General features: G+C 70.7%; 12 protein-coding genes. 5 read left to right on the top strand and 7 right to left on the bottom strand.

Going from position 1 to position 13,590, the window contains the following annotated elements:
- Nucleotides 1–31: 31 nt before the first annotated feature.
- A complete protein-coding gene (locus VET29_RS14910; protein ID WP_324920315.1) occupies nucleotides 32–1,525 on the bottom strand; it encodes a M1 family metallopeptidase in 1,494 nt (497 codons plus the stop codon).
- Nucleotides 1,526–1,811: 286 nt separating this feature from the next.
- Between VET29_RS14910 and VET29_RS14905 the strand changes: the two genes are divergently transcribed.
- The 3 genes from VET29_RS14905 (at nucleotide 1,812) to VET29_RS14895 (ending at nucleotide 3,615) form a co-directional block, all read left to right on the top strand.
- Complete coding sequence (locus VET29_RS14905) at nucleotides 1,812–2,165, top strand: STAS domain-containing protein (RefSeq protein WP_324920313.1); 354 nt, start codon at nucleotides 1,812–1,814, stop codon at nucleotides 2,163–2,165.
- A gap of 10 nt (nucleotides 2,166–2,175) precedes the next feature.
- The gene (locus tag VET29_RS14900; RefSeq protein WP_324920311.1) at nucleotides 2,176–2,748 is read left to right on the top strand and encodes a DinB family protein; all 573 of its coding nucleotides are present in this window, start codon (nucleotides 2,176–2,178) and stop codon (nucleotides 2,746–2,748) included.
- Nucleotides 2,749–2,823: 75 nt separating this feature from the next.
- Entirely contained in the window at nucleotides 2,824–3,615 is a 792-nt protein-coding gene (locus VET29_RS14895; RefSeq protein WP_324920309.1) for a DUF817 domain-containing protein, read from the top strand.
- A 22-nt stretch (nucleotides 3,616–3,637) separates the two neighbouring features.
- On the opposite strand, the gene VET29_RS14890 is transcribed toward VET29_RS14895, so the two are convergent.
- From VET29_RS14890 to VET29_RS14875, 4 genes are all read right to left on the bottom strand, one after another.
- Nucleotides 3,638–4,981, bottom strand: coding sequence for an NtaA/DmoA family FMN-dependent monooxygenase (locus VET29_RS14890; protein WP_324920307.1), 1,344 nt, complete (start codon nucleotides 4,979–4,981; stop codon nucleotides 3,638–3,640).
- Nucleotides 4,982–4,994: 13 nt separating this feature from the next.
- Complete coding sequence (locus VET29_RS14885; protein ID WP_324920305.1) at nucleotides 4,995–6,053, bottom strand: LLM class flavin-dependent oxidoreductase; 1,059 nt, start codon at nucleotides 6,051–6,053, stop codon at nucleotides 4,995–4,997.
- On the bottom strand, nucleotides 6,050–6,547 hold the full coding sequence (ssuE, locus tag VET29_RS14880; protein WP_324920303.1) for an NADPH-dependent FMN reductase: 498 nt from the start codon (nucleotides 6,545–6,547) through the stop codon (nucleotides 6,050–6,052). The genes VET29_RS14885 and ssuE overlap by 4 nt, the downstream gene beginning before the upstream one ends.
- 492 nt (nucleotides 6,548–7,039) lie before the next feature.
- Nucleotides 7,040–8,911, bottom strand: a complete 1,872-nt coding sequence (locus VET29_RS14875) for an FAD/NAD(P)-binding protein (protein WP_324920302.1) — start codon at nucleotides 8,909–8,911, stop codon at nucleotides 7,040–7,042.
- A gap of 107 nt (nucleotides 8,912–9,018) precedes the next feature.
- Between VET29_RS14875 and VET29_RS14870 the strand changes: the two genes are divergently transcribed.
- The gene (locus VET29_RS14870; RefSeq protein WP_324920300.1) at nucleotides 9,019–9,510 is read left to right on the top strand and encodes a winged helix-turn-helix domain-containing protein; all 492 of its coding nucleotides are present in this window, start codon (nucleotides 9,019–9,021) and stop codon (nucleotides 9,508–9,510) included.
- On the opposite strand, the gene VET29_RS14865 is transcribed toward VET29_RS14870, so the two are convergent.
- A complete protein-coding gene (locus VET29_RS14865) occupies nucleotides 9,476–10,378 on the bottom strand; it encodes a LysR family transcriptional regulator (protein ID WP_324920298.1) in 903 nt (300 codons plus the stop codon). The genes VET29_RS14870 and VET29_RS14865 overlap by 35 nt on opposite strands.
- A gap of 410 nt (nucleotides 10,379–10,788) precedes the next feature.
- On the opposite strand from VET29_RS14865, the gene VET29_RS14860 reads away from it, so the two are divergent.
- The gene (locus tag VET29_RS14860; protein WP_324920296.1) at nucleotides 10,789–12,816 is read left to right on the top strand and encodes a GH39 family glycosyl hydrolase; all 2,028 of its coding nucleotides are present in this window, start codon (nucleotides 10,789–10,791) and stop codon (nucleotides 12,814–12,816) included.
- Nucleotides 12,817–12,855: 39 nt separating this feature from the next.
- Here VET29_RS14860 and wzy read toward each other — a convergent pair.
- On the bottom strand, nucleotides 12,856–13,590 hold a 735-nt coding region (gene wzy, locus VET29_RS14855), incomplete at its 5' end, for an O-antigen polysaccharide polymerase Wzy (protein ID WP_324920294.1).

Raw genomic sequence — 13,590 nt, 5'->3', positions numbered from 1 at the left:
GGGGACCGGCCGGCCGCGCCGTTCGACCCCGCTACCTGCCCTCGGCGGTCAGGAGGCGGTGCGTCCTCATGATCTGGTCGTAGGACCGGGGCTTCGCGGTCGCCGTGCGAGCCGCGGCCGCGGCGGTGCCGTTCGGGCCCACCGCCGGCTTTCCCTTGGTGTAGAGCCAGGTGTTGAACAGACTGCCCAGCCGCTGGCCCGAGATCTTCTCCGCCAGCGCGATGAACTGCCTCGTCGTGCCGGTGCCGTACCTGTGCTTCGCCACCCACGTCCGCAGGATCCGGAAGAACGCGTCGTCGCCGACCGCGGTGCGCAGTGCCTGCAACGTCATGCCACCCCGGTCGTACACCGCGCCGTCGAACTGGTTCGCCGCGGTCGGGTCACCGGGGAGCACCTGCCAGAAGTCGTCGTCGGCCGGGATGCTGTCGTACCGGAACTGCGCGACCTCGGCCGGCGTGCCCTCGCCGAGGTAGTCCGACCACAGGAACTCCGCGTAGGTCGCGAAGCCCTCGTTCAGCCAGATCTCCTTCCAGTCGTTCACCGAGACCGCGTCGCCGAACCACTGGTGGGCGTTCTCGTGCGCGACCACGTAGGTGTCGGCGCCGTCGACGAAGAACCCGCCGTCGTAGACCGGGCGGGTCTGGTTCTCCAGCGCGAAGCCCAACCCGTTGTCCACGACACCGCCCTGCGCCTCGAAGGGGTACGGCCCGAACCAGCCCGACTCCGCCTCGAGGATCTCCGGCGTGCGTTCCACCGACGCCCGCGCGGCCGCGCCGCTGTCGCCGAGGTCGTCGCCGTAGGCGGTGATGACCGGCTGGCCGTTCGGCGCGGTCCCGAACCGCAGGTCGTACTGGCCGACCGAGATGAAGGTCAGGTAGGGCGCCTGCGGCCTGGTGCTGCGCCAGTTCCACCGCACCAGGTTGGGCACCTGCTGCCGCCTGCTCACCAGCACACCGTTGGACACCGCCTCGACGCCCGGCGGCACCGCGATCGACACGTCGAAGGTCGCCTTGTCCCGCGGGTGGTCGTTGCTCGGATACCACCACGGCGCGATCTGCGGCTCGTCGCTGGCGAGCACGCCGGCCGGCGTGCGGTGCCAGGCCTGGTAGTCGTACAGCTCGTGGCTGCCGGGCGTGTCGGTGTAGCTGACCACGATCGTCAGGGCGGTGCCCTTCGGCAGCCTGGACCTCGGCGTGACGGTCAGCTCGCCGGCGTCGGTCCGGAAGGCGGCCGGCACGTTGTTGACGCGGACGGAGGACACCCTGAGCAGGAAGTCGAGGTTGAAGGACGACAGGTCCTGGGTGGTGCGCGCGAGGAGCGTGGTGGTGCCGGACAGCACGTCGGTGGTCGGCACGTAGCTGAGCCGGATGTCGTAGTGGGAGACGTCGTACCCACCGTTGCCGTCCAGGGGGTAGTACGAGTCACCGATGCCGGCCGCGCCGGGCGAACCGGCGGCCGCGGCGGCGGGCGAGGCGAAAAGCACCGCGGCCAGACCGGCCACGATCAGTGCAGGGGCTCTTCTCATGTCCGGCACCCTAAGTCGGCGGTGCGCGTGCTCACCACCCGACAAACGTGTTGTCCCGCAAGGTAAAACACCACAAACCGGACCTGTCGGTATGATCCGCGCCCGGCCTCCGACACCTCGTCGGGCGGGCCCGGCCCAGGTCGGCGGCCAGGGGCCACGCGGATGACGCGGGGGGTAGCCGGTGCGCGGCTCGGTGTCGCGATCTTCCGCCGCAAGGGTGACACCGGGGTGCATCCTCGTCCGGTCTCGGTTAGGCTCGACATCTTCCCAGGTCACGGAGGCTGTCATGCCTGAACTCGACGACCTGCTGTGGCTGGAGCGGTCGGTGGAGAACCACTCGGTGGTGGTGCGGGCCGTCGGCGAGGTCGACATGCTGACCGCGCCGCGGCTGTCCCGGCAGTTGGACCTGGCCGAGGCGATCGTCGTCCCGCCTGCGCCGGTGGTGCTCGACCTGACCGGGCTGACGTTCCTGGCCTCGGCCGGCCTCTCCCTGCTGCTGGCACACGACAAGCGCTGCACGGAGCTCGGCAGCAGCCTGGCGATCGTGCCGGGTGGGCGCGCGGTCACCCGGCCGCTGAAGCTGACCGGCCTGGACAAGCTCCTGACCGTCACGCCCGATTTTGTCGGTGGGCCTGCCTAACCTGTCCCGCATGAGCACCGGAATAGCCGCTGACCTGCACCGATACCTCCAGCAGAGCCGGGAGTCGCTGCTGCGTTCGCTGGCGGATCTGCCGGAGTACGACATCCGCCGGCCCATGACCCCGACCGCCACGAACCTGCTGGGAATCGTGAAGCACCTCGTGGGCGTCGAGCTCGGCTACCTGGGTGACTCGGTCGGCCGGCCCGCGCCGGTGACGCTGCCGTGGCTCGAGGACGGCTCGGTGTGGGAGAGCGCCGACATGTGGGCCAAGCCGGACGAGACCCGGGAGTACATCGTCGACCTGTACCGCCGGGCCTGGACACACTCGGACGAGTCGATCGAGCGGCTGCCGCTGGACGCGCCCGCCTCGGTGTCCTGGTGGGCGGAGGACCGCCGCGAGACGACGTTCGGCTCGCTGCTGGTGCGCGTGCTGGAGGACACCGCGCACCACGCCGGCCACGCGGACATCGTCCGCGAGCTGATCGACGGCCAGGCCGGCAGGGACCACACCGCGACGGGCGACGAACAATGGTGGACGGACTACACCCGGCGCGTCCGGGAGGCAGCCGACCACCACCGCTGACGCCGGCCACCACTACCTTCGGGCACGGTCTTCCCTCGCCGAGCAACCGGGGCGAGGTGGGCACGTCCACCGGGCATGAGGTTCCTCGTCACGCAGCTGCTGCGCTTCGCGTGGGTGGAGGCCCGCTGCTGCGTCTTCGCGGTCGCGGTGTTCGGCGGGCTCGCGGTGTCCAGGATCGTGCCGTTGCCCATCGCGCGCTACGACGCGCTGCTGGTCTACTGCGTCCTGGTCACGGCGCTGTTCTGGCGCATCGGCTGGGAGACGGGCCGGGAGGTGCTGGTCATCGCCGGCTTCCACCTGGTCGGGCTGGTGTTCGAGCTGGTCAAGGTGCCGCTCGGCTCGTGGGCGTACCCCGAGGCGGCGGTCACGAAGGTGCTCGGCGTGCCGCTCTACAGCGGCTTCCTCTACGCGGCGGTCGGCAGCTACGTCGTCGCCGCGTGGCGGCTGTTCGACCTGCGGGTCTCGGGCTACCGGGCCGTGCCCACCGCGGCGGTCGCCGGCGCGATCTACGTCAACCTCATCACCCACTACTGGCTCCCGGACCTGCGCTGGCCACTCGCCGGGGCGCTCGTCGCGGTGACCTGGGGCGCGACCGTGCACTTCACCGTCGGCGGGCACCGCTACCGCATGCCGCTCGCGCTGTCGTTCGTGCTGATCGGGTTCTTCCTGTGGCTGGCGGAGAACATCGCGACGTTCTTCGGCGCGTGGCGCTACCCGCACCAACTGGAGGCGTGGCGGGTCGTGGACCCGGCGAAGTTCGGCGCGTGGGCGATGCTCATCAGCGTCACGTTCGTGCTCGTCGCGGCGTTCCACGCACGCGCGGGCCTGCTGCGGGAACCGGTAAGGCCTTTGCCAGCTCACCGATGAGCCGCCAGCACCACCCCGAGCGTCATACCGGGTGCCGGTCGGGCAGGCCGAGGTTCTCGCGCAGTGTCGTGCCCTCGTACTCCGTGCGGTACACGCCACGCTCCTGCAGCAGTGGAACCACCTTGTCGGCGAAGGCGTCCAGCCCGCCCGGCGTGATGTGTGGCACCAGGATGAAGCCGTCGCTCGCGTCCCGCTGCACCAGGTCGTTGATCTGTGCGGCCACCGTGGACGGTGCGCCGATGAACGTCTGCCGGGCGCTGACCTCGATCATCAGGTCGCGGATGGACAGGTTCTTCGCCGCGGCCAGCTCGCGCCATTTCCGGGCCACGGCCAGGGGATCCTTGTTCATGCGCACGCTCGCGCGGCCCTTCGCGACCGTGTGCTCGCCGAGCAGCGGGTCGTCCTCGGGCAGCGGGCCGTCCGGGTCGTGGGCGCTCAGGTCGCGGTTCCACACCTGTTCCAGCAGCTTGATCGCGGTCTGGCCGCTGACCTGCTGGCGCCGCACGAGCGCGGCCTGCTCACGGGCGTCCGCGTCGGTGTCGCCGAGCACGAACGTGGCCGCCGGGAACACCTTCAGCGAGTCGGGTGTCCGGCCGAAGCGTGCCAGCCTGCCCTTGACGTCCGCGTAGAACTCCTGTCCCGCCTCCAGCGTGCCGTGCCGCGAGAAGATCGCGTCGGCCGTGGCGGCGGCGAAGTCGCGGCCCTCGTTCGAGTCGCCGGCCTGGAAGATCACCGGGCGGCCCTGGGGACCGCGTGGCACGTTGAACTGGCCGGCGATGTCGAAGTGGTCGTCGGTGTGCGCGAAGGCACCCGGCCTCGGCCCGGCCAGGAACTCGCCGGTCTCCTTGTCCGCCACGATCTCGTCGCCGCGCCAGGAGTCGAACAGCTCCCACGCGGTGCGCAGGAACTGCTCGGCACGGCGGTAGCGGTCGCCCTCCGCGAGGAAGCCGCCGCGGCGGAAGTTCTCGCCGGTGAACGCGTCCCAGGAGGTGACGACGTTCCACGCCGCCCGGCCGCCGGACAGGTGGTCGAGACTGGCGAACTGGCGAGCGACCTCGTAGGGCTCGTTGAACGTCGAGTTGATCGTGCCGGCCAGGCCGAGGTGGGTGGTCACCCCGGACAGGGCGGCCAGCACGGTGAACGTGTCCGGGCGGCCCACCACGTCGAGGTCGTAGATCTCCCCGCCCTGCTCGCGCAGCCGAAGTCCTTCCGCCAGGAAGAGGAAGTCGAACCTGGCGCGCTCGGCCGTGCGGGCGAAGTGCTCGAACGACGAGAACTCGATGTGGCTGCCGGCCGCCGGGTCGCTCCACACGGTGGTGTTGTTGACGCCCGGGAAGTGCGCGGCCAGGTGAACCTGCTTGGTCATCGTGCCCCCTGTGTCATCGTGCCCCCTGTGTCGCCGCGTAACGGTTCTCCGGCCTCGGCAGGCCGAGGCGGTCGCGCAGCGTGCCGTTCTCGTAGGAACGGCGGAACACGCCGCGCTGCTGTAGTTCCGGCACCAGTCCCCTGGTGATCGCGGTGAGGTCGTGCGGCAGCGTGCCGGGGCGCAGCCGGAAGCCGGTGAGACCGTGCTGTCGCCACGTGAGGAGAAGGTCGGCCAGCTCCGCCGGGGAGCCGGTGAAGACGGCGGTGTCGGTGCTCAGCTCGGCGCGGTCGTTCAGCCGGGCGAGGCGGTCCGCGCCGTCCATGAACACCGTCAGCTCGCCGAAGACGTGTGGCACGCCGGTGATCTGGGCGGTGATCGCGGCCGCGTCGTCGGCGTCGCGGGGTGTCACGAGCACGACGTCCGCGGCGCGTTCGGCGAGCCGGTAGACGGGGGCGGCGTGCGCGAGCGCGAAGACCAGCGGCTGGCCCTGCGGCGGGCGCGGGGTGATCGACGGGCCCTTGACGTCGAACCAGCGGCCCGCGAAGTCGATGTAGTGCAGCTTGTCGCGGTCGACGAAGCGGCCGGTGGCGGTGTCGCGGATCTCGGCGTCGTCCTCCCAGCTGTCCCAGAGCCGCCTGACGACCTCGACGTAGTCCGCGGCCTCGTCGAGGAGGTCGGTCCGGTCGAGCGGCGCACGGCGGCCGATGTGCTCGGCGTGGTCCGGGTCGACCCGCACCCGGACGCCGGCGCGGCCGGTGCTGGCGTAGTCGAGCGTGGCGATGGCCTTGGCGATGTGGAACGGCTCGGTGTGGGTGGTGATGACCGTGGGCACGAGGCCGATCCCGCTGGTGCGGGGCGCGACCGCGGCGGCGATGAGCGTGGCGTCGAGCCTCGCCGGGAGCCCGAAGGAGTCCTCGAAGGTGACCAGGTCGAGCAGGCCGCGCTGCGCCTCCCGGACCAGGTCGGTCCAGTAGCGGGCGGTGAACAGCTCGGTCGGGCGGGCGTCCGGTTCGCGCCAGGCGGCGGGATGCCAGCCGGCACCGTCCAGGGCGACGGCGAGGTGGAGGGTCATAGCTCGGCCACCGCGGCGTCGATCCTGGCCTGGAGGTCGGGCGCGAGCACGACGCCGTCCGGGGTGCGCTCGATCTGCTTGTCGATCAGGAACAGGCCGGTGAGGACGTGCCGGGCGCCGAGGGCGGTGAGGACCGGGCGGAGCGCGTAGTCGAGGGCGAGGGCGTGGACGGGAGCGCCGCCGGTGAGGATGGGAAGGACGGTCTTGCCGGCGAGCGCGGCGGGCGGGAGGAGGTCGAGGAAGGTCTTCAGGACACCGGAGTAGGCGGCCTTGTAGACGGGCGAGGCGACGATGAGAGCGTCGGCGTCGGCGACCTTCTTGACAACCTCGCTGACCGCGGGGTCGTCGACGTCCGCGCCGAGCAACGCCTCGGCGGGCAGCGCACGGATGGGAACGACGTCGACATCGTGCGTATGACTCGCGATGTGCCGGAGCAACGCGACGGTTCGAGAGTCGACCGACGGACTGCCGGCCAACGCGACGATCGAGGGCACGGAACCTCCTGTTGGGACAGAGCGAACCGCGGCACCGCCCACGCGTCCACCGCGAGACGGTCCACGGGCACGGCGCGGCGCATGGTCACCGCCTTCTCCCCTGGCCCTTTCATTCAAGGCACGGGACGCGGACCAGGCAACGGAGTCCGCATCGTGGAACCGGCCGGGCTGGTGATCACCCGCGGCGGTCGGGCAGAGCCGCCGGCCGGCGGGCGCCGGGCGCCAGGCGCCCGGTGCCCGGCGCCGGGTGCCGGGCGGCGGCTGCTGTGGGGCGGGCGGCGGGTGCTGGGCGGCGGGCGGGCGGGGCCGGCGGGTGCCGGGTGCCAGGTGCCGGCTCGGACGCCGAGCCTGCGTCTGTTCCTGGGCAGCGGATGGCCCGCGGAGACTTCTGGACGGTGGCGATGCCGGGCACGCGTCTCGATACCGGTCATGATCGATACCCGACCTGCCTCGAGCGCGCCAGATCCGCTCGCGAGGGCGGGACACGGGCGCTCAGGTGAACTGGGCCAGGATGTGGCGGGCCACGGCGTCGTTCTGGCGGAAGCCCACCGCGTTCGTGTTCGGTCTGGTGAAGGCGCCGGGGGCCCGCGAGCTGGTGTGCGGGCCCAGCGCGAACCGCCGGGGGTGGGGCCAACCCGTGGCGTCCACCAGCAACCCCGCCTCCGTGGTCAGGATGCGCCCCGTGCTGTGTTCCGCCGCCGCGTCCAGGAGGACCTCCTCGGCCAGTTCGCCCCGGCCGTGCATCGCCCGCAGCAGCGGGTCCGTCGCCCGCCGGATGCTCGGGGCCGGGAGCCTCGCCTCCACCAGCGTGCTCGCCTCGATCTCGCCCGGCACCGCCGGGCTGCCCGCCACGAAACGGCCGTTCTCCGCGCGTACGAACATGTCCGGACCCACGAACCGCACGACCCCCGCCTCCGCCAGTGCCAGCAGCTCCCGCAGCCGATGCCCCGGCGGCCCGCTCGCGAAGAAGCTGAAGAACCCGAACCACCAACCATCCACATCGTCCAGCTGCGAGGACGGCCGCAGCTTCCCGGCCGCCACCACCCGCGCCAGCTGCCCGAACACCGCCAGCAACGCGTAGAACGCGCCAAGGTCCGCGCTGTACGACGCGTCCGCCCGCCGCGCCAGGTCCGACTCGACGTAGGCGCCGATGTGCGCCGTCAGCGCGGCACGAGAAGGGAACGACAGGTCACGGAGCGGACGATCCAACGCCGCCAGGTCCAGCCTGTCCCGTTCGTCCGGGACCGCCTTCGCCACCAGGGCACGCATGTCCGCGCTGTCCCAGGCCAGCGCCGCGTAGCGGTCGGCGAACTCGTCGAGGTCCAGGCGCACGCGGGAAGGGTGACCCGTGAACAGCTCGTGGTAGTAGCCCCAGGTGATGTCCTTGGCCATCAGTGGCCAGAGGTCGGTCCGGAAGTCCAGGCGGCCCGGTCTCGCCAGCAGGCGCTCGATCTCGGCCGGACCGAAGAACTTCGGCAGCTCGGGCGGCGTGCCCTGCCGCTGGTACTCCGGCTTCGCGTGGTACGGCACGCCTCGCCGTGAGCCCACGTACAGGACCGGCTCCCGGCCCGACGGCACGTAGCCGCTCGGCGTGAACCGGCCGCCCCGGCTTTCGGTCAGCAGTACCGCCAGGTCCACGAACGCCAGGCCGAAACCACGGAGCAGCAACGGTTCTCCCGGCCGCACCGCCGACAGGTCCAGGTCGGCGGTGTACGCCGGCGGGACGTAGCGCAACCCGTGCACGCGGGCATACTCCGCCAGCCTGGCCTCCTCCGGCGCCGGAGCCGCGTCGAGGTGCCCGAGCGCCAGCACCACCAGGTCGACCACCAGCGGCTCGCGGCCGCCGGCCAGCCAGACCCGCTGCACGCCGTCCTGCTGACCGGTCACGTCCACCGCCCGCGCCGCGTGGACGCGCACCTCGACCGTGTTCGGCAGCGCCTCGCGGACCCAGTCGTAGAACCAGTTCAGGTACGCGCTCTGCAGGCGCCGGGTCGGGAACGTCGTCGGGGTCATCGAGTGCAGCTCGTCGAGCAGTGCACCGTCCACTGTGGCCACCAGCTCGCCGTCGCGGACCGCCACCACCCACTCGGCCAGCGTGGGACCGGGGCGGATCGGGCCCGCGCACTGGACACTGCTGTCGGTGAACATCGTGACGTCCTCGGGCATCGAGTTCATCCGCAGCAGCGGGGACTGCGCGAACCGCCACACCCGGCCGGGCCCGGGCGGGAACGGGTCGACCAGGTGCACGGTCAGCCGCCCACGCAGCAGCTCGGGCGCGTTGGCCGCGATTCGTTCCAGGAGCCCGATTCCTCGTGGACCGGCGCCGACGATGGCGATCGCGTGCGTGTTCTCGGGTGACCCCATCCGTCCCTCCCACCGGTGACGGTACGGATTTCCTGGGTCGCGAGCAGCTACGTCCGCATCCTGGGAACCGTTGACGACAGCCGGTGCGGCCGGGTCCGATGATGAGCGTGCCACCGAACTCGACCGTCGTCGTGCAGCTGAACATCGAGCTGCCGAGAAACCCGGACACGCTCGCCAGGCTGTCCGATCTGCTGCACTCGGTGGCCGAGCTGCCCGGTGTCGCCGTCCGGCAGCCCGCGCTGCCCGATCTGCCGCTGCCCAGACAGTCCACATCGGACGAACGGCTGCGGATCCTGCCCCACGCGCGGACCGTGTTACGTCAGGGGCTGCCGATCCCGTTGACCCGCCTGGAGTTCGACCTGCTGCTCTACCTCACGGAACGGCCGCGCCGCGTGCTGCCGCGCCGCACCCTGATGGCCGACGTGTGGGGCATCGACGAGCCGATGAACAGCCGCACGGTCGACGTCCACATCCGACGCCTGCGGGACAAGCTCGGCCCGGACGAGCCGCGGATCACGACCGTGCGCGGCATCGGCTACCGCTTCGACGGCGCGCACGACGTGATCATCGAACTGGCGCCGGAGTGGATGGTGGTATGACACACAGACACCTGGCGCAGGAGTCCACGAACACGCGGATGGCGGGCCGGTCGTCGTCGGTGCGCCACACGACCGCGAGCCGGCTCGGCGGCAACCCGCCGACCGGCCGGCAGACGACGTCCTCCCGCTGGTAGATCTCCACGTTGCCCGCCGCGAGGAGCGTGACGCCGAGTCCGGACGCGACCGCCTCGAACGCCTCCTCCGCGGTCGCCGCCTCGGTGGCCACGCGTGCCGGCACGGTGCGCTGCTCGGTGGCGAGCCAGAAGTCGCGCGCCGGACCGGCCGGCAGCGCGACGAAGGCCTCGTCCTCGAGCCGGGCGAACGGGATGACGTCGAGGGACCCGAGCGGATGCCCCGCCGGCAGCGCCACCCAGCGGTCCTCGGTGGCGACCACCCGCCACGACAGCCCGGCGACGGGCACCGGCAGCCACGCGACGGCCACGTCCACCTCGCGGCGCAGGAGTCCGGCCGTCGCGTCCCGCCAGGACACCTGCCGGAACGACAGCTTCCAGTCCGGCAGCCGCGCCGCCATCGCGGCGGTGACCCTGGGGATCAGCCCGCGGCCGATACGGGTCTGGAACCCGACGGTCAGCGTCGTGTCGTCCGCCGCGACGGCCACCGCGTGAACCGTCTCCTCCCACTGGGAGATCAGCAGACGGGCCCGCGCCAGCAGTTCGGCGCCCGCGGGGGTGAGTGCGACCGTCCGCCGGTCGCGGTCGAGCAACCTGACCCGCAACGTGCTCTCCAACTGGCGGATCTGCTTGCTCAGCGCCGGTTGGGAGACGAACACCCGCTCGGCGGCCTTCGTGAAGCTCAGCTCGTCGGCGACCGCGACGAAGTAGCGAAGGTCCCGGATGTGAGCGTCCATAACCAAAGGCTATAGGTTCGTCGCCCTGGATCGTCGCCCTGGATCGTCGTCGCGGAACGGCCGGTGCGCGGGCAGATTTTCGTCGCGGGCTCTGGACGGTCGCGCCCTGCAACGAATAATCTCGTTTCGTTGCCCGCATGAAACGATTCAACCACTCAGCGAGGGTCACGACCCTCGAACAGGCCCGGCGCCCCGGACTCCGGCGGTACGTCGCGGCGCAGTCGGCAGGCCGCGGCAGAACATCACATCGAGGTGATGACCAGGCGTGAAGAGCGATCCGACGACAGAGATCCGGTGTTCGTTCGCGGCGAGGCAACAAGGCGGTTGGGTGCTGTCCACTCGCGCGCGCCGAACATGACCCCTTTCCGCGCCGCGCTTCACAGCGATCACTGGACCAGACAGGAGTTGCCATGAACCGTCCGATCCGCGCGACGAGTGAGCCGACGTCGACCGACCGCCAGACCGACCTTCGGCCCGCGCCGGTTGCCAGCACGTCGATTCCGGTCGACTGGAACGGACCGAGCACCGTGTCCACGACGGCGCCGACGCTCCAGGTCGTGGTGAACCCGAAGATCCTGCGGACGTCGCCGATTCACGACAGTGTCTTCCGCGCCCTGCGGACCCTGGACGCCGACTACGTGCGCTTCGTGCCCTGGTTCCCCTATCCGAGGTTCGCGGTCGCCGAACTGGAGCCGCCGGCGGACGGCCGGACGAGCTGGGACTTCTCGCTCATCGACCCGCTCATCGAGGACTTCCAGAACGCCACGGCCGGCCGGCCGGCCATCCTCAACTTCAGCACCATCCCGGAATGGATGTGGCAGCCCATCCCGTGGACGCTGGAGGACGGGGCGTTGCACGTGGTCGGCGGTGACAACGCGCTCGCCGCGGGCGGGATGGACTGGACTGACTACACCTTCGACGTCGGCGTCACCCCGCTCGGGACCGGCTCGCAGGACGGGATCTCCTTCGCGCAGGCGGGCTGGCTCATGCGGATGCGGGATCCGGGCAACGGCTACGGCTTCGTCCTGTCGAACTACCCGTACACCTCGCCGGCGGCGCCGGGGTACATCGTCTTCATCCTGTTCAGCAGCGGCCAGATGGCCAGTGTGCAGGCAACACCGTTGCCCTTCGCGGTCGAGGCCGGCCGGACCTACCAGGTGCGGACGACCGCGACCGGCGGCGACTTCGCCGTCACGGTGAACGGCACGGAGGTGTTGACCGTGCACGACGACACCTTCGCCACGGGCACCGTCGGCTTCCGCGAGCACGGCTCGGAGTCGGCCACGTTCCACGACGTCGTCGTGACGGCGTCCACCGGCGCGACGCTCCTCGCCGACGACTTCTCGGGCGACCTGTCCCGCTGGACCGCCGCCGCCACCTACCCGGACGACCCGGAGCAGGTGGCGTTCGCCTACTCGAAAGGCACTCGGCTCGCTGTCTCGCCCGAGGTCGTGGCCGACTACTTCAGGCGCCTGGTCTCCTGGTACACCGCAGGCGGCTTCACCGACGAGTACGGCGCCTTCCACGCCTCGCCCCACCACTACCCCCTGCCGTACTGGGAGGTGCTCAACGAGGCCGACTTCGAGCACACCATCAGCCCGCAGGACTACACGACGCTCTACGACGCGATCGTCACCGCGATCCGTGAGGTGTCACCAGGCACGAGGTTCGTCGGGCTGTCGCTCGGCAACTCCGCCGGCCTGGACTACTTCCGGTACTTCCTCGACCGGGACAACCACGAGCCTGGTGTTCCGCTGGACCTGATCAGCTACCACTTCTACGCCCAGCCGAAGGCCACCGACACGGTGGACGAGTACGGACCCGACGGCTTCGCGCAGGCGGACGGGTTCCTCGCGAACGTCGAACAGGTCGAGAACATCCGCAGGGCACTCGCACCCACGGTGGGCACGACCGTCAACGAGCTCGGCACGATCCTCCCGGGGTCGGCCACCCAGGCCGATCCGGCACCCATCCCGGACGCGTACTGGAACTTCTCCGGCGGCGTCTACGCCTACGTGTTCGCCCGCCTCGCGCTCATGGGCATCGACATCGTGGGCGAGAGCCAGCTGATGGGCTATCCCAGCCAGTACCCGTCGGTCTCGATGCTCGACTGGACGACGGGCGAGCCCAACGCCCGGTACCGGGTGCTGCAGCTGATCCTCGAGGAGGCCAAGCCAGGCTGCCGGCTCATCGAGATCCCGGACCAGTCCTCGGGCGGCAGTCTCCACGCCCTCGCCATGAACGACCACGGGCGCCGCAAGGTACTGGTGATCAACAAGACCAACACGCCCGTCGAGGTCGGCATCGACGGCCTGCGAGGAGGTCAGGTCAGGATCGTGGACCAGCGGTCCGCCGGCGGTCCGATCCGGGACGAGCAGAACTCGGGCACCTTCACCCTCGGCGGGTACGCGGTCGCGGTCGCCATACTCGCGGCGTGAGCCGACTCGTCCGCCGCCGGCACGAGGCACCGGCGCACGTCATCCGGGCACGCGGCCCGCGCCGTGGCGGTCCTCGGTCTTCCGTGAGCTCGACGGGACGTAACAGAGGCCGAAGAACACCATGCCGAAGAAGATCGTCTTCACGAACTGGAGGCTGTCCCCGCGCAGTGAGTACATGAACGTCGCCACGAACAGCACGTTGAGGTAGGTCCACCAGTCGGATCGGTCCGACCGGTTGACGATGAACCGGTGGACGAGGGTGACGAGGAAGAACACCACGGGGATGCCGACCATCCCGAAGTTGAGGTAGGCCTCGCCGGTGAGGGAGAAGCCGTAGCCCCCGTTCGATCCCGGCACGTACAGGTCGACCAGCCACTCACTGAGCGGCGTGCTCCTCGTGTGCAGCCAGTTCGGCAGGATGTCGAGCAGGGTGTCGAGGTAGGTCGTGCCGTCCCGGTATGGGAGGTAGTCCGGCACCACGCTCATGACGAAGGTGTCGACGAAGGCGACGGACCCCAGGTTGAGCGTCTGCTCCAGGTTGAGCTCCTGGGTCTGCCGGGCCGCCGCCAGGAAGGAGGCCACGGCGATGCAGATGGCGCCGGCCAGGACGAGCCGCGTCGACCCGGAGCGGTTCTTGAGCAGCTGAGCCTGGATGAGCACGCTGAGGAGGATGAAGATGAAGTCGCGCTCCGCCGTCGCCAGGCAGTACAGGAGGTACAGCCCCACGTTCACCCAGTAGATGTTGCGAGTCAACGGGGTCCTGATGGCGATGAA

Origin of the sequence: Actinophytocola sp., assembly GCF_035634895.1 — a bacterium.
In the GTDB taxonomy this organism is placed as follows: Bacteria; Actinomycetota; Actinomycetes; order Mycobacteriales; family Pseudonocardiaceae; genus Actinophytocola.
Note: the sequence above shows the minus strand (reverse complement) of the source record. Positions and strands in the feature narration are given on the sequence as shown.